We start from the raw sequence: 19,859 nt of genomic DNA, 5'->3' as shown, positions 1-19,859 counted from the left end.
GCTCGGCCAAACCGGGCGGTTTTTCTTTGCCTTCGCCGTCGTTTCCGGCTGAAACTGCGGCTTGCCATCAAGGAAAGTGCCGATGTCCCTCAAATCCCGCCTGGCCGCCGACGAAACGCTGTTCACCGCCTGGTCCGGGCTGCCGGATGCGCTGACGGTGGAAATCATCGCCAAGCAGGATTTCGACGCCGTCACCCTCGACATGCAGCATGGCGGCCACCATGAGGACAGCGTGTTGCGCGGCCTGGCGCCGGTGCTGGCCGCCAACAAGCCGGCGCTGGTGCGCATCCCGGTCGGACGCTTCGACATGGCGAGCCGCGCGCTCGATTTCGGCGCCGAGGCGGTGATCGCGCCGATGGTGAATTCGGTCGCCGATGCCCGTGAGTTCGCAGCCGCGATGAAATACCCGCCGCTGGGCGAGCGCTCCTGGGGGCCGACCTATGCATTCCCACGCCACGGCAAGGGAGACCATGCCGAATGGCTGCGTGACTCGAACCAGCGCACCATGGCCTTCGCGATGGTCGAGACGCGGGCGGCATTCGAGGCGCTGGATGGCATTTTGGACACGCCCGGGATCGACGGCATCTTCGTCGGCCCGTCCGATTTCTCGATCGCCTGGTCGAACGGCGCCACCGTCAATTCGACGCTGGAAAGCATGATGGAGACGGTGGCTTCGATTGCCGAGCGGACGCGCAAGGCGGGAAAGCACGCGGCGATCTACGTCATCGAGCCGGCGGTCGCCGGGCGCGTGGTGTCGATGGGCTACCGGCTGCTCGCCATGGGCTCGGACCACACCCTGATCTCGCTCGGCGCCAGGACGCTGCTGAAGAGCATGCGGGATTCGATCGGTTCTTGAGGCCAGCCTTATGGCTGTTTCAACTCCGTCAGGAACTTGGCGAACGTCATCGAACCCTCTGGCCAAGGGCCGAAGCCTGCATCATGATTGAGATGACCGGCCTCGCCGGCGTCGATGAAGAGCGATCCCCAGGCGGCGGCAATGTCCTCGGCGACCTCGAAGGCGCAGAACGGATCGTTGCGGCTGGCGATCACGATCGACGGGAAGGGTAGGGGATCGCGCGAATAAGGACCGAACGTCATCAGGTGCCTCGGCCGGATATCCGGATTGGCGACGTCCGGCGGGGCAACGAAGAAGGCGCCAGCGACAGGCTTCCGGAATTGCGGGATGGCCTGCACCGCCGCCGCGACGCCAAGCGAGTGCGCGACGAGCACCACCGGCCGCTCGGCTTCGTTGACGGCGTTTGCCACGCTCGCGGTCCAGTCCTCGCGCACCGGCTTCGTCCATTCCGCTTGCTCGACCCGGCGCGCCGTCGACAGTTTCGACTGCCAGCGGGTCTGCCAGTGCTCGGGGCCGGAATTGGTGTAGCCCGGCACGATCAGAATATCTGCATCCTTGACTTTCATGGCGCGCATGTAGCGAGCGGCTCTCCCGGCTGCAACCCTGTCGGACATATCGATGCGATCACGATCGTGAACAACTTGTTCGATCCTTGCTGCCTTGTGTGAACGATCGCAAAGGACGATCTGAGAGGATAAGGAATGAGAGCTGACGGCTTGGAAATTCGATTTGGAACAAGCGTCGGCTGGATGGAGAGTTTGATGAGCGAACTGCCTTTTGCCGCGACCACCCCAGTCAGCGTGTCGCGCGTCGGGTTGAAGGCGCGCGACGCCGAGAACCTGGCCGCCTATTACCGCGCCGTTGTCGGCCTGCAGGAACTCAGTCGCGCAGATGGCGCGATTACCCTTGGCGCCGCCAATCGACCGTTGCTCGTGCTCGAGCCGGATTCTTCGGCCAAGCCGGATGACCCGCGCAGCGCCGGCCTTTTCCACACCGCTTTCCTTCTGCCGTCGCGCGCCGACCTTGGCCGCTGGATCAGTTACGCCGCCGCCAACCGCATCGGCATCGAGGGCGCGTCCGACCACCTGGTCAGCGAGGCGCTTTATTTGACCGATCCGGAAGGCAACGGCATCGAGATCTATTCCGACCGACGCCCGCAGGACTGGAAATGGAACGGCGATCATATCGCCATGGCGACCGAGCGGCTGAACCTGCCGGCGGTGGTGGGGAGCGTGCCGGCTGGCGATGCAGGCTGGCAGGGCGCGCCGGAAAACACAATTGTCGGCCATGTGCATCTGCGCGTCGGCCGGCCGGAAGACGCGGAGGCGTGGTGGCATGACCAGTTCGGTTTCGACACCGTCGCCAAATATGGCAGCCAGGCGGTGTTCCTATCGTCCGGCCACTACCACCACCACATCGGCGCCAATGCGTGGCAAAGCGCCGGCGCCGGCCGCCGCGATCCGTCCCGCTCGGGCCTCGCCTGGGTCGAGATGCGCTCGGACGATGCAAAGGCGGAGACGAGCCGCGAGGATTCCTGGGGCACTGTGATCAGGACTGTGCCTGGGAAGGCGTGAACGAGGTGTTTGCCACAGCTTCCTTCTCCCCGTGACGGGGAGAAGGAAAGTCAAGCTTCCCCGAAAACCCGCTTGAAGATCGTGTCGACATGCTTGGTGTGATAGCCGAGGTCGAATTTCTCCCGGATCTCGGCTTCGGAAAGTGCCGCCGCCACGTCCTTGTCGGCAAGCAGTTCCTCGAGGAAATCGGCGCCGTGCTCCCACACTTTCATAGCGTTGCGCTGAACCAGCCGGTAGGCGTCCTCGCGTGACAGGCCGGCCTGCGTCAGCGCCAGAAGCACGCGCTGCGAATGCACCAGCCCCCTGAACTTGTTGAGGTTCTTCTCCATATTCTCGGGATAGACGAGCAACTTGTCGACGACGCCCGTCAGGCGCGCCAGCGCGAAATCAAGCGTCACCGTCGCGTCCGGCCCGATCATGCGCTCGACAGAGGAATGCGAAATGTCGCGTTCGTGCCAGAGTGCCACGTCCTCCATGGCCGGCAGCGCCATCGACCGCACCATGCGGGCGAGGCCGGTGAGGTTTTCCGTCAGCACCGGGTTGCGCTTGTGCGGCATCGCCGAGGAGCCCTTCTGCCCTGGCGAGAAATATTCTTCGGCTTCCAGCACCTCGGTGCGCTGCAGATGGCGAATCTCGACGGCGAGGCGTTCGACCGACGAGGCGATCACTCCCAGCGTGGCAAAGAACATTGCATGCCGGTCGCGCGGGATGACCTGCGTCGACACCGGCTCCGGCTTCAGTCCGAGCTTTGCCGCCACATGCTCTTCGACATAAGGATCGATGTTGGCGAAGGTGCCGACGGCGCCGGAAATGGCGCAGGTTGCGATGTCTTCGCGTGCATGCACAAGCCGCTCGCGGCAGCGCGAGAACTCGGCATAGGCCTGCGCCAGCTTGACGCCGAAAGTGGTCGGCTCGGCATGGATGCCGTGGCTGCGGCCGATGGTGACGGTGTCCTTGTGCTCGAAGGCGCGGCGCTTGAGCGCCGCGAGCAGGGCGTCGATGTCGGAAAGCAGGATGTCGCTGGCGCGCGTCAGTTGCACGGCAAGGCAGGTGTCGAGAACGTCCGACGAGGTCATCCCCTGGTGGATGAAGCGCGCATCCGGTCCGACGAATTCGGCGAGATGGGTCAGGAAAGCGATGACGTCATGCTTGGTAACGCGTTCGATCTCGTCGATCTTCGCGACATCGAATTTGGCCGCGCCGCCTTTCTCCCAGATCGTCCTTGCCGCTTCCTTCGGGATGACGCCCAGCTCCGCCAGCGCGTCGCAGGCATGCGCCTCGATCTCGAACCAGATGCGGAAGCGGGTTTCGGGCGACCAGATGGCGACCATTTCCGGTCGGGAGTAGCGAGGGATCATCCGTTTTGAGTCCTGCCTGGAAAAAGCGTTCGCCGCGTCCTAACAGAGGCCCGCCCGATGCTCAACGTCTCCGCCGTGCAAACCGGATAGCGGATCGAGCGTCGCGGCAATTGCCCGCATGGCAAAGTATCGGCAGCACGGGCCGATCCGACACGCGCGGCCATGTCGCGTCGCATAGCGGCGGCCGGTTGTCATCGGTCTTGATTTTGTCTCGTGGACGTCATGCCTGTCACGCCATGGTAAGCGAGACGTGCGGTGCGATGCATCCAATCCGGCGTTCGTTTGTTATTGTCGGCCGTCTCGCACCCGAAAAAGGCAAATCGCCATCCAGCGGAGGACCAGCATGAGCACCGACATCAGCAAGATACGCGAACATATGGAAGTGATCGGCGCCGATGGCGTCCATATCGGCACCGTCGACAAGATCGATGGTGACCGGATCAAGCTGACCAAGGCCGACAGCGGCATGGGCTCGCACAAGGGCCATCACCACTACATTCCGCTGGCCCTGGTCGCGGAAATCGATGGGCAGAAGGTATGGCTCTCCGCGAATTCAGATGTTGCGGTCACCTTCGAGGAAGAGAAATCCGATCGGACCTGATTGGCGCCGACCAATCAACGCGAAGACCAGACGGGAAACAGATCGCCGTCGGCCGGCGTAGCGGCATGGACGCCGCGGCTGATGGCGCGCGCCATGGTCGCGCCGGCTGCCGCGAACAGGTCGATCGCGGCATCGGCTTCGAGCTCGATGCCGCTCCTGCCGGTCGCCAGTGCAAACACAAGGTCGCCGTCCGCAGGCGTATGCGTCGGCCAGATGGCGCGGGCGAAGCCGTCATGCGCTGAAATGGCCAGTCGCTTGGCCGACGCCTTGGTGAGCACTGCGTCCGTGGCAATGACGGCGATGGTGGTGCTGCTGCCCCCGGCCTCGCCGCCGACGCGTCTATCACGGTATTTCAGGAGGATTTCCCTGGCATCATGCGGCAGCGGATCGGGATAACCCAGTCCGCCGAATTCGCCGCCGATCTCGAAAGGCGCCGCCCAGAAATGGCGGGTGCGGCCGACCGTCACCGAGCCGGTCGGGTTGACGGCGGCAAGCGCGCCGATGGTGACGCCGCTGTCGAGCACGGTCGACGCCGAACCCAGGCCGCCTTTGAGCCCGGAAGTCAGCGCGCCGGTGCCGGCACCCGCCGTGCCGATGTCGAAATCCTCCGTTGCCGCCTGCACAGCCCCATAGCCAAGCTCGCGATAGGGCGGATAGCGGCCCCAATCCTTGTCGCCGCCATTGCGCAGGTCGAACAGGATCGCGGCCGGCACGATCGGCACGCGGAAGCCGCCAACCTCGACGCCGATATTCTTCTCGCGCATCGCCGCCTGCACGCCTGAGGCGGCATCGAGCCCGAAGGCGGAGCCACCGGAAAGGGCAACGGCGTGAATCATCGCGATCGAATTCTGCGGCTCGAGCAGATCGGTCTCGCGCGTGCCCGGCGCGCCGCCCAGCACCTGCACGCCGGCCGTGGCAGGCTCATCGCATAGTACCACCGTGACTCCGGATTTCAGCCTGGCGTCGGCGGCATTGCCGACGCTCAAGCCCGCAACGTCGGTGATGAGATTACGCGGCCCCGTGCGGAACATCACTTGTCCTCCAGCGGTACGAAATGCGTGCCGTCGAAGCGGAAGACGCGGAACGGGTTCCGGCTGAGATCGCCCTTGTCGTCGAAGCGGATGGCGCCGATCGCGGTGGTGAAGTCATGGCCGGTCAGCACTCCGCCGAGCGGCTGGCCTGAGCTTTCCGCGCTGGCCAGCGCGGCCTTGGCGATCTCGACTGCCGCGTAGGCCGGCAGCGTGTAGCCGTCCGGCACGATGTTCCTGGCGGCGAAGGCCTGCACGATCCTGGGGTCGACAACCTCCGACCATTCCGGCGGCGCGATCATCAGCGTGCCAACGGGATAGGGGACATCGCCGGGCGGCGTGCGCAGGTTCTCGCCGCCGGCGAAAGTGATGCCCGCATCGAGCTGGGCGGCGTCGCGGCCCATGATGGCGATGTCGTCGCCGTCGCCGCCGGCAAACACCTTGGTCGCGCCCGCCTTCTTCAGCCGGCCGACCAATCCGATCTGGTTGTCGAGCTGTGGCCGGAACGTGTCGACGAAGACAGGTTTGAGCGCCGCCTGTTCGGACGCCGCGCGGAACGTCTCGGCCATCTCGCGGCCATAGATGGTGCCGTCATCGATGATGGCGAACAGGTCGTCACGCCACAGCTGCGTGAGCTTGGCGGCGACCGCGTTGCGCTCGTCGTCGCCGCGCGGGGCGAGCCGGTAGACCGGCCAGCCGGTCTTGGCGCGTCGGTCGGTCAGGCTTTCGGTGCGCACGCCGACCGTGATCACCGGAATGTTGGCATCCTTCAGGATCGGGAGCGCGGCCTCGATTGCCTCGGTGCAGAGAAAGCCCACCACGACGTTGACCTTGGCGTCGACGAACTGCCTTGCCGCTACGGCGCCGCCATCGGCGGTGCAGGCATCGTCAACGGCCTTGATCGCGATACCGTTGACCTCCGCCGCCAGCCCGGCGCCGGCCTCGACCTGCTTGCCCAGGATGGCCGATGGACCGGAAAACGGCGCGGCAACGCCGACCAGCATCTCGGCCTCGGCGCTCGCAGCCAGCCAGAACAATGCGGCCGTTGCCGTGATCAGCGCGGCTATTGTCGTCGTCAGAAGGCGCATTCGGGCCAAGAGGTCCTCCGTGCCGGGCATATGGTTCCGGCACTATCGCAGCAAAGACCTAAAGGCTGGCTAAGCGCCGCGCAACACGGGAATTTGCGGATTACAGTCAAGCACTTCGTTCGTGCTATGCAACTTGTGGCGTGCAATATGCCGCCATATATAACGAACTGGTTCCGACAGGTGGATCATCGGGTGCTCAAGATCAATGATATCGGGCCTCAGCACTATCGCGATGCGATGGCGCATTTTGCTGGCCATGTTCATGTGGTGACGACGGACGGGCCCGGCGGAAAAAGGGGCGCGACCGTGATCGCCGCCTGTTCGGTCTCGGACACGCCGCCGACGGTGCTGGTCTGCCTCAACCGCGAGAACGTCAAGAACGAGGCTTTCGTCAAGAACGGCAAGTTCGCGCTCAACACGCTGGCCTCGGACCAGGAAGCCGTGTCGGTCGGCTTTTCCGGTGTCACCGGTCTGCCGGCAGAGGAGCGCTTCGCGCTGGCGGAGTGGGATGTGATCTCGACCGGCGCGCCGACGCTGAAAGGCGCGCTGGCCGTGTTCGACTGCGAGATCATAGACACCAAGGACCTTGCCACCCACCGTGTGCTTTTTGGCAAGGTGACAGGCCTGCGCATCGGCGATAATTTGCGGCCGCTGATATACCACAACCGCGGCTATCACTTTCTTTGAAACCTACAAGCGGGATCCACGGAGACAAGATGACCGCGCCGCGCCTCGCGCCGAAGACGATCGACGAGACGCTCGATCTTTTGACAGGCGAGGACTATGTCGCGGACCGTTCGCTGGCCACCGTGCTGTTTTTATCGCTACGCATGAAGCGGCCCTTGTTCCTCGAGGGTGAGGCGGGCGTCGGCAAGACCGAGATCGCGAAGGTCCTGGCCCATGCGCTCGGCCGCCGGCTGATCCGCCTGCAATGCTATGAAGGGCTCGACGTTTCCTCGGCCGTCTATGAGTGGAACTATGCCGCGCAGATGATCGAGATCCGTATGGAGGAGGCGGCCGGCAAGGTCGTGCGCTCCGATATGGAGCGCAATGTCTTTTCGGAGAAATACCTGATCCGCCGCCCGGTGCTCGACGCGCTGACCGGCAAGGCGGGCGCGGCGCCGGTGTTCCTCATCGACGAGCTCGACCGCACGGACGAGGCGTTCGAGGCGTTTCTGCTCGAGATCCTGTCGGACTTCCAGGTCACGGTTCCCGAGCTCGGCACGATCAAGGCGGAGGAGCCGCCGATCGTCATTATCACGACCAACCGCACGCGCGAGATCCACGACGCGCTGAAGCGGCGCTGTCTCTATCACTGGGTCGATTATCCGAATGCCGAGCGCGAGCTGGAGATCGTGCGGCGCAAGGTGCCGCAGGCGAACCGCCGGCTGTCGGCGGAGGTCGTGTCGTTCGTCCAGAAGCTGCGCCAGGTCGAGCTGTTCAAGGCGCCTGGCGTCGCCGAAACCATCGACTGGGCCGGTGCGCTCACGGAACTCGACAAAGTGGCGCTCGATCCGGAGACCGTGTCCGACACGATCGGCGTGCTTTTGAAATACCAGGACGACATTGCTCGCATCGGTGAGGGCGAGGGCCGGCGCATCCTCAATGAGGTAAAGGCCGAGCTTTCGGCGGCGGGGTAGGCGCGATGCCGTTGCCACGTCCGGAACCCAAGGAGGCCACCGCTGACGGGCGAATCGCCGATAACATCGTCTATTTCGCGCGGGCGCTGCGCAATGCCGGCATGCGCGTCGGTCCGGCCTCGGTGAAGGACGCCATCGAGGCGGTGCTTGCCGCCGGCATCGGCTCGCGCGACGATTTCTACTGGACGCTGCATGCGGTGCTGGTCTCGCGGCACGAGGATCATCCCGTCTTCGACGAGGCCTTCCGCCTGTTCTGGAAATCGCGCGAGCTGATCGAGAAGCTGCTGGCGATGTTTTCGCCGGTCGCTCCGGATCATCGCGAGAAGCAAAAGCCGCGCGCGGCCGAGAACCGCGTCAGCCAGGCGATGTTCGAGGGCCATCAGAAGAACCAGCCGGTGCGGGAAGTACCCGAGATCGAGGTCGACGCGCGGCTCACCTTTTCCGGCAATGAGGTGCTGCGGGCCAAGGATTTCGCCCAGATGGACGCCGGCGAGATGGCCGAGGCCAAAAAGGCGATCATGGCCTTGCGCTTGCCCTTCGACCTGGTCCGCACGCGGCGCTTCAGGTCCGACGCACAGGGGCGCCGCATCGATCCGCGCGCCATGATGCGCTCGGCTGCCCGCACCGGCGGCCAGCTCATCCTGCCTAAATTCCGATCGCCGCGCGAAGTGCATCCGCCGCTCGTCGTGCTGGCCGACATTTCGGGCTCGATGAGCCAGTATACCCGCATTTTCCTGCATTTTCTGCATGCCTTGACGGAGAAGCGCCGCCGCGTGCACGCCTTCGTCTTCGGCACGCGGCTGACCAACCTGACTCGCCAGATGCGCCATCGCGATCCGGATGAGGCGCTGGCGGAATGCTCGGCGGCGGTGAAGGACTGGTCGGGCGGCACCCGCATCGGCGACACGCTCGCCGAATTCAACCGGTTGTGGTCACGGCGCGTGCTGGGGCAGGGCGCCGTGGTGCTTCTCATCACCGATGGGCTGGAGCGCGACGACGTGACCGGCCTCTCGGAGGAGATCGAGCGGCTGCACAAATCCTGCCGACGGCTGATCTGGCTCAATCCGCTTCTGCGCTTCGACGGGTTCGAGGCGCGGGCTCGCGGCGTCAAGGCGATGCTGCCGTATGTCGACGAGTTTCGGGCGGTGCACAATCTCGATGCGCTGGCCGATCTTTGCGCCTCCCTGGACCAGCGGCCGGCGGCATCGGTCGACCCCCGCCGCTGGCTGCAAACTGGCGGCAGGCGCGCCGCGTAGCCATATACTGCCTGGGAATGTTGCCTCGGGAAGAACAGACTTTGTGAGAAGCGACGATGGATGAGAGCATTTATCTCGATGAGGCACGCGATCCCCTGATCATCGCGGAGGGCTGGATGAAGGATGGCAAGGATGTCGCCATCGCGACCGTGGTCGAGACCTGGGGTTCGGCGCCGCGGCCGGTCGGCAGCCATCTGGTCATCGACGCCGAGGGCAATTTCCATGGCTCGGTTTCCGGCGGCTGCGTCGAGGGCGCGGTGGTGACGGAGGCGATCGACGTCATCGGCTCAGGCAAGGCCAGGATGCTGGAGTTCGGCGTTGCCGACGAAACCGCCTGGCAGGTGGGGCTGTCCTGCGGCGGCCGCATCAAGGTTTACGTCGAGCGGCTGGGCTGATCATTCATGGATCCGTATGTTCTCAAGGCCTTGAACGAGGAACGTCGCGCCCGCCGGGCCGCGGTTCTGGTCACCGACCTTGGCGATGGCCGCGACCGCATCGTGCGCGAGGGCGATCCAGTGGCCGGCGATCTGGGAACGGCGATCGCCAACGCGTTCCGCACCGGCAATTCGAGGTCTGTGGAAGCGGAAGGGCGTACCTTCTTTCTCAACGCGCATCTGCCGCGCCCACGCTTCGTGGTGATCGGCGCCGTGCATATCAGCCAGGCGCTGGCGCCGATGGCCAGGATCGCCGGCTATCCGGTCGAGATCATCGACCCGCGCACCGCCTTCGCCACTCCGGAGCGCTTTCCCGACGTCGCACTGCATGCCGAATGGCCGGAGGATGTGCTGAAGCGCGCCCCCCTCGACAGCTACACCGCGCTTGCCGCCGTGACCCATGACCCCAAGATCGACGATCTCGCGCTGAAGGCGGCGCTCGATGCCAGGTGCTTCTATGTCGGGGCGCTCGGCAGCCGCAAGACCCACGCCAAGCGTGTCGAGCGCCTGCTCGCGCTCGGCGCCGGGGCCGACCAGATCGCCCGCATCCACGCGCCGATCGGCCTCGATATCGGTGCCGCCAGCCCGGCCGAGATCGCGGTCGCCGTCCTTGCGCAGACCATCCATGCCTTCCGCTCGCGCGGTCTCGAAGCAAAAGGCGTGGTGGCGTGAAATTTGGGCCGGTTCCGATCGACGAGGCTGAAGGGGCGGTGCTGGCGCATGCGACAGCGGCCGGCGAGAAACGGTTCCGCAAGGCGCACCGGCTGAGCGGCGAGGATGTCGCGGCGCTCAAGGCGGCCGGCGTGCGCGGAGTCGTAGCGGCGGTGCTTGCCGAGGGCGATCTCGGCGAAGATGCCGCCGCGGCAAAGATCGCCGCCGCCATGAGCCACCGCAACATCGAGGTCAAGCCGGCCGCGACCGGGCGGGTGAACCTGCATGCAGGCGCCTCAGGCGTCTTTACCGTCGATGCCGCGATGATCGACGCCATCAACGGCGTCGATCCGGCCATCACCATCGCGACGCTGGCGCAGTATGCGCCGGTCGAGAAGGGCCAGATGGTGGCGACGGTCAAGATCATCCCCTTTGCCGTCGCCGCAAGCCTGGTGGAGAGCGTGGTGAAGATCTGCGCCGGCCGCGAGATATTTGCCGTCAACGCCTATCGGCCGATCACTGTCGGCGTCATCCAGACGGTGCTTCCCGGTGTCAAGCCGAGTGTGCTGGACAAGACCCTGCGTGTCACCGAGGCGCGGCTGGCGCGTTTCGGCGGCCGGCTGACGGCCGAGCGGCGCACGCCGCATGAGGTGGCCCCCGTCGCGGCGGCCGCAACCCAGCTGGCGCGTGACAATGACATGGTGGTGATCTTCGGCGCCTCGGCGATGAGCGATTTCGCCGATGTCGTGCCGGCCGCGATCCAACGGGCGGGCGGTACCGTCATCCGCGCGGGCATGCCTGTCGATCCTGGCAATCTCCTGGTGCTCGGAACGCTCGACGGCAAGCGCGTCGTCGGCGCGCCGGGATGCGCTCGCAGCCCGAAGGAGAACGGCTTCGACTGGGTGCTCGATCGCCTGATTGCCGGACTCGAGGTGACGGCGGGCGACATTGCCGGCATGGGCGTCGGCGGGCTTTTGATGGAAATCCCGACCAGGCCGCAGCCGCGCGAGCCGGCGCCGCGGCCGGCAAGGGCGGCGCTGAAGGTTGATATCGTGCTTCTGGCCGCCGGCCGGTCGAGCCGCATGGGCGGGCCGAACAAGCTTCTGGCGCTGTTCGATGGCGAGCCGCTGGTGCGTCGCACGGCCGGGCGGGCGCTGGGCTCGAAGGCCGCAACCACCATCGTCGTCACGGGCCATCAGCGCGAGCGCGTGCGTTCCGCGCTTGCCGGCCTCGGCGTGACGTTCGCGGACAATCCCGATTTCGCCGACGGCCTCGCGTCGTCGTTGAAGGCGGGCATTGCCAGGGTCGCGCCCGACGCGGCCGGCGCCATGATCGTGCTCGGCGACATGCCTGGCGTTTCTTCGAAGGACCTCGACAGCCTGATCGATTCATTCCGCCGCTCCGGTGGTCACGCCGTGGTGCGCGCCTCGCACCAGGGCAAGCGCGGCAATCCGGTGCTGCTGCCGCGGTCGCTGTTTTCTGCCGTCGCGCATCTCGAGGGCGACACCGGCGCGCGCCACCTGGTCGAGGCCGAGGGGCTCGACGTCATCGATGTCGAGATCGGGCAGGGTGCTTCGATCGATGTCGACACGCGCGAGGCGCTGGAAGGGGCGGGCGGCGTTCTGCAGGATTGACAAAGCAGAGCCGAATTCCGCATGGCTCTCGGCATGTCTTTCCGTTTCCGGCTCTTCTTCGCCCTGATCTGCGCGACAGCGCTGTCCCTCTCGGCTGCCAAGGGGCAGACCCTTTCGCTGAAGCCTTTCAAGGACGACCTCTTCGCCTATCCGGCAGCGCTCTCGACCGGCGACAATGGCGCCTACACCGTGCTCGATTATCACGAGATGCGCGACATCAACCAACGCGACGAGGTGCCGGAAAAGCGTGTGCGTGCGCAATACACCGATCCCGGCGTGCGCAAGGTGCAACAGGATCTGATGCTGAAGACCGATGCCGGCGATATCCGGCATGTCGCGGTGGGCAGGACGGAAGGCGCTTCCATCATCGTGCTCTACCTGCACGGGCAGGGCGGCAGCCGCAAGCAAGGCGTCGACGACTTCACGTTCGGCGGCAATTTCAACCGCATCAAGAACCTGATGGCGGCCAACAACGGCCTTTATCTTTCGCCCGACTTCCCCGATTTTGGCGACAAGGGGGCTGCGCAGGTCGCGGCGCTGATCGATCATTACGCCCAGCAATCGCCGGGAGCGAAAATCTTCGTCGCCTGCGGCTCGATGGGCGGGATGATCTGCTGGAAGCTTGCCGCGCGCAAGGATACGGGCGCCCGCATCAACGGTCTGCTGCTGCTCGGGTCGTTATGGGACGACAGCTTCCTGACCAGTCTCGCGTTCAAGCGCCGCGTGCCGGTGTTCTTCGGCCAGGGTAGCCATGACGTGGTCTTCCCGGTGGAGAAGCAGGAAGCCTTCTTCCGCTCGATCCTGGCCAGGAAGTCTTATCCGACCCGCTTTGTCCGCTTCGAGACCGGCACTCATGGCACGCCGATCCGCATGGTCGACTGGCGCGACACGCTGAACTGGATGCTGGCGAAGGCGCCCTGATTTCTCTGCCGGCGCTCAAGGCGCCGTGTTGTAGTCGATGATCGTCTGCGGATTTATCTCGCCATCATAGGAGGCATCGACGTCGTACTGGACGAGCGAGAAGTCGCCGTTGCGGAACAGGTAGGTTCCCGATGACGAAGCATCGCCAACACCGCGCCATTTGTCGGATGTGGTGATGGTTTTGGTGTTGTCGTCATAGTCCGAGTTGGTCGCCCAGCCGGTGGTCTTGAATCCGATGATGTGGATCGATTGGACCTTGCCTTCGCTGTTGTTGTTCTCATAGCGGATGTCCAGGTCGGGCTCGGTGAACTGGAGCTGGGTCACGCCATTGACGTCGTCGCCGATGTAGTAGACCGCAGTCTCGTTGTAGGCGGCCATCGAACAGAAGAAGCGGAACAGTCGCGTCTCGCGCTCCGGGTCGCTGGGCTGGGCGTCCTTGTCCTTGTAGTGGATCGAATGGGCCTCGGGCTCGCCGATCGGCTTGCCTTCCGGATCCTGCTTGTCGCACTGCCCGCCATAGGTGGCGAGGAATGCCTTCTTGGCCTGTTCCAGCGCCTCATCCTTCTTTGGGGGTGGCGGACCGTCGCCGCAGCTTGCCGGCACGGCGCTGTCGAAATCCTCGGTCGACGGCTTCAGCGCGCCTTTGTCGATGAAGATCGGCTGGAAGGGCGGCTCCTGGATCTGAGCGTTTACCTGACGGACCGTGTAGCAGCCGGCGAAAACCTTGGCGTCGCCGTTCTTGTCTGTCGCCTGGATGGCGACCGGGACACTGTAATAGATGCTGCCCGCCGCGCCTTCGTCCGACACGGCGCCTGTCTTGATCTCAACGCTGCCGGTGCCGTCGTAACCCTTGACGAAGGCGTTGAAGTCCTTTGCCGGCTTGGTATCGCCGAAATAACCCCAGGCGCGGGCGAACTCGTGGCGATTGATGGCGCTGTAAAGCGAGCGGATGACGGCCTCGGCGCTGGACCTGTCGTCGATATAGGGCGCATCGGCCGCTGGCGCGGAATGCGTGAAGCCGGCCAGTGAGAAAAAGACGGTCGCTGCGAAAGTGGCGCTTTTCATCGAATCCTCCGCTCGGTCACGAAAATACTACCACGGCGATTGCGGCGGCGCGGTGACGCCAGGGGCATGGCCGCTTGAAGAATCGTGGCGGGAGGCGCTAGGTCACGGCCCGCGGCGCTGGGGCCGCGTGGGAGATTGCCCGTGACCATTTCCATGTACGACATATCGGTGGGCGTGTTTTCCGCCAGGCTAAAGGCGCTGGACAGCATCCTGGCGGCGGCGGAGCAGAATGCCGGCGAACGCAAGATCGATCCGCAGGTGTTCCTCACCGCTCGGCTGGCGCCGGACATGTTCGCACTGACGAGGCAGGTCCAGATCGCAACCGACCATGCCAAGGGCGCGCCGTCGCGGCTCGCCGGCCGCGAGGTGCCGAAGTACGAGGACAATGAGGCGAGCTTTGCCGAGTTGCAGGCCCGAATCGCCAAGACGCTCGATCATCTGGCGACGTTTACGGCGGCCGACCTGGAGGGATCGGAAGACTGGACGGTCGAGTTAAGGCTCGGTGGGCGCGAAGTCACGTTGCCCGGCCTGCAGTACCTGCAGCATGTAGCGATGCCGAATTTCTACTTCCACGTCACGACCGCCTACGACATCCTGCGCCACAACGGCGTGCCGCTCGGCAAGCAGACTTTCCTCGGAAATCGCTGATTTTTGAACGGTTTGGAGGTTTCCCGGCAATCCCGGGAAACCTCTTGCTTCAGCGCAGTTCAGCGGATCGCCATTTCGCGCGCGATGCGCGGAAAATCCGCTGGCTTTATGCCGATGTCGGCACGGTCGGCATTGCTCATCGCGTTCAGAAGCGCGAGCGCCGCGCGGTAACGCTGGTGTTCCTGCGGCCGCGGCCGCGCGAACATTTCAGTGAAGAACCCCATGACTCAGTTGCCCCTGTTGGTCCCTCCCTACCCCAAGATATAGGCGATCTGTTAAAATTGTGCAGTGCAGCAATTGCATGGCTGCCATGCCGCGCGAATTTTCTCGCCCCGATCGGTTTTGCGTGAAACTTTTCGGCAGGTCCAACCGTAGGCACGGTGCCGGCACATGGCTGGCTTTTTCCTCGCCACTCCTGGCGACCTTGCCGGACTGCCTGAAAAGGCGGTCCGGCTTTTTATTTGATGTAGTTTGCAGCGTTCCGGCCGGCAAAATGCCTGCAATTGTCACCGTCGCCAGAAGTCATTTTTAACGAGGGCGGCCTATGTTCATTGGCATCAACGCATGCCGTCATGACAGGGAGGCTGAGATCGGCACCGGGAACAAGCTCGATTTCGCTTCGTTGCTCGACGATCTGATCGTCGCCTCGGAGAAAGGCGAGGACGAGGGCGCCCGGCCATCCATCCCCTTCGACTATCTGTCCGTGGCAGATGAATTGCATTCCGGCCGCATCAAGGTGGCGGGCGAGAGCGTTGCAGCCGAATATCGCGAACAAGGCGCGGATCTTGCGGCAGAGTTCGCCGCGCTTCTCGACCAGGCGAAACTTGCGCTTACGGATGAAGAACGCCGCCCGGAGGAGAGCCTGCCGCCGATCGATCCCGAAGCGATTGCAGGCGAACTCGGCCTCGACCGCCCGGCCAAGGACGCCGATTTCGGTCGCATCCGCCGCAATTTCGCTTTCTCCAACCATCCGGACCGGGTCGCGCCGCATCTGCGCCAGCGCGCCATGGTCCGCATGCAGGTGGCCAACATGCTGATCGACGAGGCCAAGCGGCGCGCTTTGGCGGCCACGCGGCGCTAGCAATCGCGCAAGAAGTCGTTGCGAACGAGGGCTTGGAGAAACTCAAGCCTGTGCTTTATGCTTGAACTTTCTCCCCGCGCTTTCCGCGCAACCTCCCGCCGGAGACATTTCATGCATAAACGCCGCCTCGGTCGGACCGATCTCCTTGTTTCGCAAATCTGCCTCGGCTCGATGACGTGGGGTCAGCAGAACACGGAGGCCGAAGGCCATGCGCAGATGGACCTGGCGTTCTCGCGCGGCGTCAATTTCATCGATACGGCCGAGCTTTACCCGATCCCGCCCAAGGCGGAGACGCAAGGGCGGACCGAGAAGATCATCGGCAGTTGGATGAAGGCCAACCGCAACCGCGACAAGGTGATCCTTGCATCGAAAGTGGTCGGCCGCACGGCCAATACATGGTTCCGCGGCGACCGCCCGTCGAAGCTGGTGCGCGCCGATATTTTCGATGCGGTCGAGAAATCGCTGGCCAAGCTCGGCACCGACTATATCGACCTCTATCAGATACACTGGCCGGACCGGGACATTCCCTGGGGCTCCAACCCGACGCGCGTCGGGGCGGTGGCGCGTCGCGCGGATGCGGCAGGCGCTCCCGGAGACGAGACGCCGATTGCCGAAACGCTCGCCGTCTTCGACGAACTGGTGAAGACAGGCAAGATCCGCCATCTCGGCCTCTCGAACGAAAGCTCCTGGGGTGTCATGCGCTTCGTCTTCGAGGCCGAAAAGGGCACGGGTCCGCGCGTCGCCTCGCTGCAGAATGCCTATAGCCTCGTCAACCGCACGTTCGAGGTGAACCTTGCCGAGGTCTGCGCGCGCGAGGAGATCGCTTTTCTCCCCTATTCGCCGCTGGCGCAGGGCTATCTCACTGGTAAATACAATCATGGCGCGCGGCCGCAGGGCTCGCGCTCCCAGCTCTTCAACCGCGGCCAGCGCTACGAGACGCCGAATGCGGCGGAAGTGCTGCTCGAATACACCGAGCTGGCGCGCTCCTTCGGCATGGAGCCGGCGCTTTTCGCAAACGCCTTTGTCGCGAGCCGACCTTTCGTGACCGCGAACATCGTGGGCGCAACAACCATCGCGCAGCTTGAGATGGCGCTGTCTTCAGCCGACGTCGCCTGGACGGAGGAGATGCAGAAAGCGGTCGATGCCGTACACCAGCGCGTCGGCAATCCGTGCCCCTGATCGGGTAGGGCAAGAAACAAAGGGATGGAGACGATGGCGAGTTTTCCGATCGAGGCCGTGCGCGGCAGATTTCCGGCGCTTTCGCTGACCGACAAAGGGCATCGGCGCATCTATCTGGACAATCCCGCCGGCACGCAGGTGCCGCAGGCCGTGGCGGATGCCGTATCGCGCTGCCTGCTCAACACCAACGCCAATCTGGGCGGTTTCTTCGAAACGACAGTCGCGGCTCAGCAGGTGGTCGACGACGCGCATGCCGCGATGGCCGATTTCCTCAATGCTTCAAGCGTCGAGGAGATCGTCATCGGCGCCAACATGACGACGCTGACCTACCACATGTCGCGCACGCTGGGCCGCACGATGAAGCCGGGCGACGAGATCATCGTCACGCGCATGGATCACGAGGGCAACGTCTCGCCCTGGCTGCAGCTTGCCGAGGATCTCGGCCTCGTCGTGCGCTTCCTGCCGTTCGACCAGCGGAGCTGGCAGGTGGAAGAGGCGGCGCTTCAGGCACTGCTTTCGGACAAGACGCGGCTCGTCGCGCTGAACTATGCCTCGAACCTCACCGGCTCGATCAACCGGGTGCAGGCGCTGACGGCGATCGCAAGGCAGGCCGGGGCGCTGGTCTATGTCGACGCCGTGCAATTCGCGCCGCATGGGCTGATCGACGTTCAGGCGCTCGGCTGCGATTTCCTGATCTGCTCCGCTTACAAGTTCTTCGGTCCGCATATGGGGATATTGTGGGGGCGCCGCGACGTCATCGACGGGCTAAAGCCCTACAAATGCCGCTGCTCTTCAAACGGGCTGCCGGAGCGGTTCGAATTGGGCACGCCGCAGATCGAACTGATGGCCGGGCTGACGGCGGCCGTCGATTATTTCGCCGATCTCGGCGCGGCGGCCGGTGAGGCCGGCTCGCGACGGCGGCGGATCGCAAAGGCGTTCGAGGTATCGATCGCCTACGAGAACGCGCTGGCCCGGCAACTGATCGAAGGCCTGTCCGATATCGAGGGCCTGATCATTCGCGGCATCACCGATCCTACGCGCCTTGCCGAGCGTGTGCCGACGGTGTCTTTCACAGTCGAAGGCATAATGCCGGAAACGATCGTGCGGCAGATGAACGCCGAAAATATCTTTCTCTGGTCGGGTCATAATTACGCGTGGGAGATCGTCCACCAACTCGGCATCCCGGCCGAGCAGGGTGTCGTGCGCATCGGCATCGCGCATTACAACACGTCGGCGGAGATCGAGGAGACGCTTGAAAGCGTGCATCGCGTGATCGCGATGCTGCGGCAGCAGCGGCCTTGAATCTGCTTACCGCTGCTTGCCGCCGAAGCCGGTCAGAAAAGCGGTGAGGTTGTCGCCCAGCGCATCGCAGAGATAGCCGCCTTCCTGGACGATAACCGTCGGCAGGCCGAGCCCGGCGATCGCTTCGCCGATGCGCGAGAAGCCTGGCGTCGTCACCGACAGGCCGCCGAACGGGTCGCCCTCGAAAGCGTCAAGGCCAAGCGCAACCACCAGCGCCTCCGGCGCGAAGGCGCGGATGCGCCGGAAGGCCGTCGACAATGCCTCAAGAAAGGCCACGTCGCCGGATTTGCGCGCCAGCGGCAGGTTGAGATTGTAACCGAGGCCGGGGCCTTCGCCGCGCTCGTCGGCATGCCCCCAGAAGAACGGATAGAAGCGGACCGGATCGGCATGCAGCGAGACGGTAAGCACATCGGGACGGGCGTAGAAGATGCCTTGCGTGCCGTTGCCATGGTGCAGGTCGACATCGAGAATGGCGACGCGCGCGGCTTGCCTTCGCAGCACCTGCGCCACGACGGCCGAATTGTTGATGAAGCAGAAGCCGCCGGCGACATCGGCGAAGGCGTGATGGCCCGGCGGGCGGCAGAGCGCATAGGCCGAAGGCGCGCCGGCCATCACCGCTTCTGCGGCCTCCACCGCGCTCCAGGCGCTCCACAGCGCACTGTCCCAGGTTTCGGCCGAGATCGGGCAGGCGGTGTCGGCCATGTGATAGCCGGCCTGGCCGACCGCCGAGGCCGGATAGGAACCGTCGCGGGCGATTGGGTGGATGTTGGGAATGACCTCTGCGGATGCGCCTTCGATACGTTGCCAGCGCGAAAAAATGTGCTCGAGGAAGTCCAGATATTCAGGCGTATGCACCGCCGCGACCGGGCCAAGGCCATGCCTCTTCGGCCGTTCGACCGTCAAGCCAGCAGATCGCGCGCCGGCTAACAATCTTTGGATCCGCTCCGGCTTTTCCGGGTTGGGCTGCGGTGCGCCGCTGGAAAGGAAAGCTTTCGGATCATGGTGTTTCTGCTCCTCGGCATAGAAGGCTTTCATTGTCACTCCTGCGGCGTATCGGCAAAGGCGAAAAAGGCGTCGCCGACGATCTTGTGTACCTGTTCGTAACTCGACCAGCCGATGCCCAGCTTCTCATAGAAGGCCCTGGCCGTTTCATTGTCCGTGTCGACGGAGAGCCTCAGATAGATGCCGCCGGCCGCGAGGCACTCCTTCGCTACCTGTCGCAGCAGTCTTTCGCCGACCCGGCGGCCGCGAAAACGGTCTTCGACATAGAGGTCCTGCACATACACGCCCGGACGGCCCATCCAGGTCGAGAAGATCGGGAAATACAGGCAAAGCCCGGCAAATTCGCCGTCGATCTCGGCGATCAAGGTCGAGAAGGCGGGGCTGTCGCCGAAACCGTAGCGGCGAAGGTCTTCGGCGGTTGATTGGATGTCCTTTGACGCGCCGATATGGGCGCCGAGCTTGAGCAGCGCGGCATGGATCGTTTCGACGTCCTCGATCCGGCCGGGGCGGAGGGTGACCGGTGCCGGCATCAAAACACCTT

Annotated in this window: 22 protein-coding genes; 14 read left to right on the top strand and 8 right to left on the bottom strand. The window is 64.4% G+C overall.

Translation table 11 applies throughout. The features are described from left to right. Positions 1-82: 82 nt before the first annotated feature. Positions 83-856, top strand: a complete 774-nt coding sequence (locus tag ACR64R_RS09965; protein ID WP_487361470.1) for an HpcH/HpaI aldolase family protein — start codon at positions 83-85, stop codon at positions 854-856. Positions 857-864: 8 nt separating this feature from the next. Here ACR64R_RS09965 and ACR64R_RS09960 read toward each other — a convergent pair whose 3' ends face one another. After that, positions 865-1,422 carry an RBBP9/YdeN family alpha/beta hydrolase gene (locus ACR64R_RS09960; protein WP_487362407.1) on the bottom strand — a complete coding sequence of 186 codons (558 nt, stop codon included), beginning with the start codon at positions 1,420-1,422 and terminating at the stop codon, positions 865-867. A 195-nt stretch (positions 1,423-1,617) separates the two neighbouring features. Between ACR64R_RS09960 and ACR64R_RS09955 the strand changes: the two genes are divergently transcribed. Next, complete coding sequence (locus ACR64R_RS09955) at positions 1,618-2,430, top strand: VOC family protein (protein WP_487361469.1); 813 nt, start codon at positions 1,618-1,620, stop codon at positions 2,428-2,430. A 50-nt stretch (positions 2,431-2,480) separates the two neighbouring features. On the opposite strand, the gene purB is transcribed toward ACR64R_RS09955, so the two are convergent. After that, the gene (gene purB, locus ACR64R_RS09950) at positions 2,481-3,788 is read right to left on the bottom strand and encodes an adenylosuccinate lyase (protein ID WP_487361468.1); all 1,308 of its coding nucleotides are present in this window, start codon (positions 3,786-3,788) and stop codon (positions 2,481-2,483) included. A 343-nt stretch (positions 3,789-4,131) separates the two neighbouring features. Between purB and ACR64R_RS09945 the strand changes: the two genes are divergently transcribed. After that, positions 4,132-4,389, top strand: a complete 258-nt coding sequence (locus tag ACR64R_RS09945; RefSeq protein WP_487361467.1) for a DUF2171 domain-containing protein — start codon at positions 4,132-4,134, stop codon at positions 4,387-4,389. A gap of 14 nt (positions 4,390-4,403) precedes the next feature. Here ACR64R_RS09945 and ACR64R_RS09940 read toward each other — a convergent pair whose 3' ends face one another. Both ACR64R_RS09940 and ACR64R_RS09935 read right to left on the bottom strand, forming a co-directional pair. Beyond that, the gene (locus ACR64R_RS09940) at positions 4,404-5,420 is read right to left on the bottom strand and encodes a P1 family peptidase (protein ID WP_487361466.1); all 1,017 of its coding nucleotides are present in this window, start codon (positions 5,418-5,420) and stop codon (positions 4,404-4,406) included. Continuing rightward, on the bottom strand, positions 5,420-6,505 hold the full coding sequence (locus tag ACR64R_RS09935) for a branched-chain amino acid ABC transporter substrate-binding protein (protein ID WP_487361465.1): 1,086 nt from the start codon (positions 6,503-6,505) through the stop codon (positions 5,420-5,422). Before ACR64R_RS09935 ends, ACR64R_RS09940 begins: the two co-directional genes overlap by 1 nt. Before the next feature lie 192 nt (positions 6,506-6,697). Here ACR64R_RS09935 and ACR64R_RS09930 point away from each other — a divergent pair, with 192 nt between their 5' ends. From ACR64R_RS09930 to ACR64R_RS09900, 7 genes are read left to right on the top strand one after another with little or no spacing between them, the layout of a single operon-like run. Next, positions 6,698-7,192, top strand: a complete 495-nt coding sequence (locus ACR64R_RS09930) for a flavin reductase (protein WP_487361464.1) — start codon at positions 6,698-6,700, stop codon at positions 7,190-7,192. A 29-nt stretch (positions 7,193-7,221) separates the two neighbouring features. Next, entirely contained in the window at positions 7,222-8,145 is a 924-nt protein-coding gene (locus ACR64R_RS09925) for an AAA family ATPase (RefSeq protein WP_487361463.1), read from the top strand. A gap of 5 nt (positions 8,146-8,150) precedes the next feature. Next, entirely contained in the window at positions 8,151-9,401 is a 1,251-nt protein-coding gene (locus ACR64R_RS09920) for a vWA domain-containing protein (RefSeq protein WP_487361462.1), read from the top strand. A 56-nt stretch (positions 9,402-9,457) separates the two neighbouring features. Next, entirely contained in the window at positions 9,458-9,796 is a 339-nt protein-coding gene (locus ACR64R_RS09915; RefSeq protein WP_042644561.1) for an XdhC family protein, read from the top strand. Positions 9,797-9,802: 6 nt separating this feature from the next. After that, positions 9,803-10,507, top strand: a complete 705-nt coding sequence (locus ACR64R_RS09910; RefSeq protein WP_487361461.1) for an XdhC family protein — start codon at positions 9,803-9,805, stop codon at positions 10,505-10,507. After that, the gene (locus ACR64R_RS09905; protein WP_487361460.1) at positions 10,504-12,120 is read left to right on the top strand and encodes an NTP transferase domain-containing protein; all 1,617 of its coding nucleotides are present in this window, start codon (positions 10,504-10,506) and stop codon (positions 12,118-12,120) included. The genes ACR64R_RS09910 and ACR64R_RS09905 overlap by 4 nt, the downstream gene beginning before the upstream one ends. 33 nt (positions 12,121-12,153) lie before the next feature. Then, a complete protein-coding gene (locus ACR64R_RS09900; RefSeq protein ID WP_487361459.1) occupies positions 12,154-13,041 on the top strand; it encodes an alpha/beta hydrolase in 888 nt (295 codons plus the stop codon). Between the two features lie 15 nt (positions 13,042-13,056). Here the strand turns inward: ACR64R_RS09900 and ACR64R_RS09895 are convergent, their stop codons facing one another. Beyond that, positions 13,057-14,106 carry a DUF1176 domain-containing protein gene (locus tag ACR64R_RS09895; protein ID WP_487361458.1) on the bottom strand — a complete coding sequence of 350 codons (1,050 nt, stop codon included), beginning with the start codon at positions 14,104-14,106 and terminating at the stop codon, positions 13,057-13,059. 141 nt (positions 14,107-14,247) lie between these two features. On the opposite strand from ACR64R_RS09895, the gene ACR64R_RS09890 reads away from it, so the two are divergent. After that, complete coding sequence (locus ACR64R_RS09890) at positions 14,248-14,754, top strand: DUF1993 domain-containing protein (protein WP_487361457.1); 507 nt, start codon at positions 14,248-14,250, stop codon at positions 14,752-14,754. 59 nt (positions 14,755-14,813) lie between these two features. Here the strand turns inward: ACR64R_RS09890 and ACR64R_RS09885 are convergent, their stop codons facing one another. After that, positions 14,814-14,978 carry a YjiS-like domain-containing protein gene (locus ACR64R_RS09885; protein WP_487361456.1) on the bottom strand — a complete coding sequence of 55 codons (165 nt, stop codon included), beginning with the start codon at positions 14,976-14,978 and terminating at the stop codon, positions 14,814-14,816. A gap of 320 nt (positions 14,979-15,298) precedes the next feature. Between ACR64R_RS09885 and ACR64R_RS09880 the strand changes: the two genes are divergently transcribed. From ACR64R_RS09880 to ACR64R_RS09870, 3 genes are all read left to right on the top strand, one after another. Next, positions 15,299-15,835, top strand: coding sequence for a hypothetical protein (locus ACR64R_RS09880; protein ID WP_487361455.1), 537 nt, complete (start codon positions 15,299-15,301; stop codon positions 15,833-15,835). Positions 15,836-15,946: 111 nt separating this feature from the next. Continuing rightward, the gene (locus ACR64R_RS09875; protein WP_487361454.1) at positions 15,947-17,014 is read left to right on the top strand and encodes an aldo/keto reductase; all 1,068 of its coding nucleotides are present in this window, start codon (positions 15,947-15,949) and stop codon (positions 17,012-17,014) included. Positions 17,015-17,047: 33 nt separating this feature from the next. Further along, the gene (locus ACR64R_RS09870) at positions 17,048-18,316 is read left to right on the top strand and encodes a cysteine desulfurase-like protein (protein ID WP_487361453.1); all 1,269 of its coding nucleotides are present in this window, start codon (positions 17,048-17,050) and stop codon (positions 18,314-18,316) included. 6 nt (positions 18,317-18,322) lie between these two features. Here the strand turns inward: ACR64R_RS09870 and ACR64R_RS09865 are convergent, their stop codons facing one another. Both ACR64R_RS09865 and ACR64R_RS09860 read right to left on the bottom strand, forming a co-directional pair. Continuing rightward, the gene (locus ACR64R_RS09865; protein ID WP_487361452.1) at positions 18,323-19,351 is read right to left on the bottom strand and encodes a histone deacetylase family protein; all 1,029 of its coding nucleotides are present in this window, start codon (positions 19,349-19,351) and stop codon (positions 18,323-18,325) included. 2 nt (positions 19,352-19,353) lie between these two features. Beyond that, positions 19,354-19,848, bottom strand: a complete 495-nt coding sequence (locus tag ACR64R_RS09860) for an N-acetyltransferase family protein (protein ID WP_487361451.1) — start codon at positions 19,846-19,848, stop codon at positions 19,354-19,356. Positions 19,849-19,859 lie beyond the last annotated feature (11 nt).

This window comes from Mesorhizobium sp. MC2-1-1, assembly GCF_057597255.1.
Note: the sequence above shows the minus strand (reverse complement) of the source record. Positions and strands in the feature narration are given on the sequence as shown.

Excerpts from the sequence above, each read along its gene's own strand:
- ACR64R_RS09870 (WP_487361453.1), top strand. The coding sequence starts at position 17,048 with ATGGCGAGTTTTCCGATCGAGGCCGTGCGCGGCAGATTTCCGGCGCTT.
- ACR64R_RS09965 (WP_487361470.1), top strand. The coding sequence starts at position 83 with ATGTCCCTCAAATCCCGCCTGGCCGCCGACGAAACGCTGTTCACCGCC.
- ACR64R_RS09885 (WP_487361456.1), bottom strand. The coding sequence starts at position 14,978 with ATGGGGTTCTTCACTGAAATGTTCGCGCGGCCGCGGCCGCAGGAACAC.
- ACR64R_RS09925 (WP_487361463.1), top strand. The coding sequence starts at position 7,222 with ATGACCGCGCCGCGCCTCGCGCCGAAGACGATCGACGAGACGCTCGAT.
- ACR64R_RS09880 (WP_487361455.1), top strand. The coding sequence starts at position 15,299 with ATGTTCATTGGCATCAACGCATGCCGTCATGACAGGGAGGCTGAGATC.
- ACR64R_RS09900 (WP_487361459.1), top strand. The coding sequence starts at position 12,154 with ATGTCTTTCCGTTTCCGGCTCTTCTTCGCCCTGATCTGCGCGACAGCG.
- ACR64R_RS09860 (WP_487361451.1), bottom strand. The coding sequence starts at position 19,848 with ATGCCGGCACCGGTCACCCTCCGCCCCGGCCGGATCGAGGACGTCGAA.
- purB (WP_487361468.1), bottom strand. The coding sequence starts at position 3,788 with ATGATCCCTCGCTACTCCCGACCGGAAATGGTCGCCATCTGGTCGCCC.
- ACR64R_RS09915 (WP_042644561.1), top strand. The coding sequence starts at position 9,458 with ATGGATGAGAGCATTTATCTCGATGAGGCACGCGATCCCCTGATCATC.
- ACR64R_RS09920 (WP_487361462.1), top strand. The coding sequence starts at position 8,151 with ATGCCGTTGCCACGTCCGGAACCCAAGGAGGCCACCGCTGACGGGCGA.
- ACR64R_RS09960 (WP_487362407.1), bottom strand. The coding sequence starts at position 1,422 with ATGAAAGTCAAGGATGCAGATATTCTGATCGTGCCGGGCTACACCAAT.
- ACR64R_RS09940 (WP_487361466.1), bottom strand. The coding sequence starts at position 5,420 with ATGTTCCGCACGGGGCCGCGTAATCTCATCACCGACGTTGCGGGCTTG.
- ACR64R_RS09895 (WP_487361458.1), bottom strand. The coding sequence starts at position 14,106 with ATGAAAAGCGCCACTTTCGCAGCGACCGTCTTTTTCTCACTGGCCGGC.
- ACR64R_RS09945 (WP_487361467.1), top strand. The coding sequence starts at position 4,132 with ATGAGCACCGACATCAGCAAGATACGCGAACATATGGAAGTGATCGGC.
- ACR64R_RS09865 (WP_487361452.1), bottom strand. The coding sequence starts at position 19,351 with ATGAAAGCCTTCTATGCCGAGGAGCAGAAACACCATGATCCGAAAGCT.
- ACR64R_RS09910 (WP_487361461.1), top strand. The coding sequence starts at position 9,803 with ATGGATCCGTATGTTCTCAAGGCCTTGAACGAGGAACGTCGCGCCCGC.
- ACR64R_RS09955 (WP_487361469.1), top strand. The coding sequence starts at position 1,618 with ATGAGCGAACTGCCTTTTGCCGCGACCACCCCAGTCAGCGTGTCGCGC.
- ACR64R_RS09875 (WP_487361454.1), top strand. The coding sequence starts at position 15,947 with ATGCATAAACGCCGCCTCGGTCGGACCGATCTCCTTGTTTCGCAAATC.
- ACR64R_RS09935 (WP_487361465.1), bottom strand. The coding sequence starts at position 6,505 with ATGCGCCTTCTGACGACGACAATAGCCGCGCTGATCACGGCAACGGCC.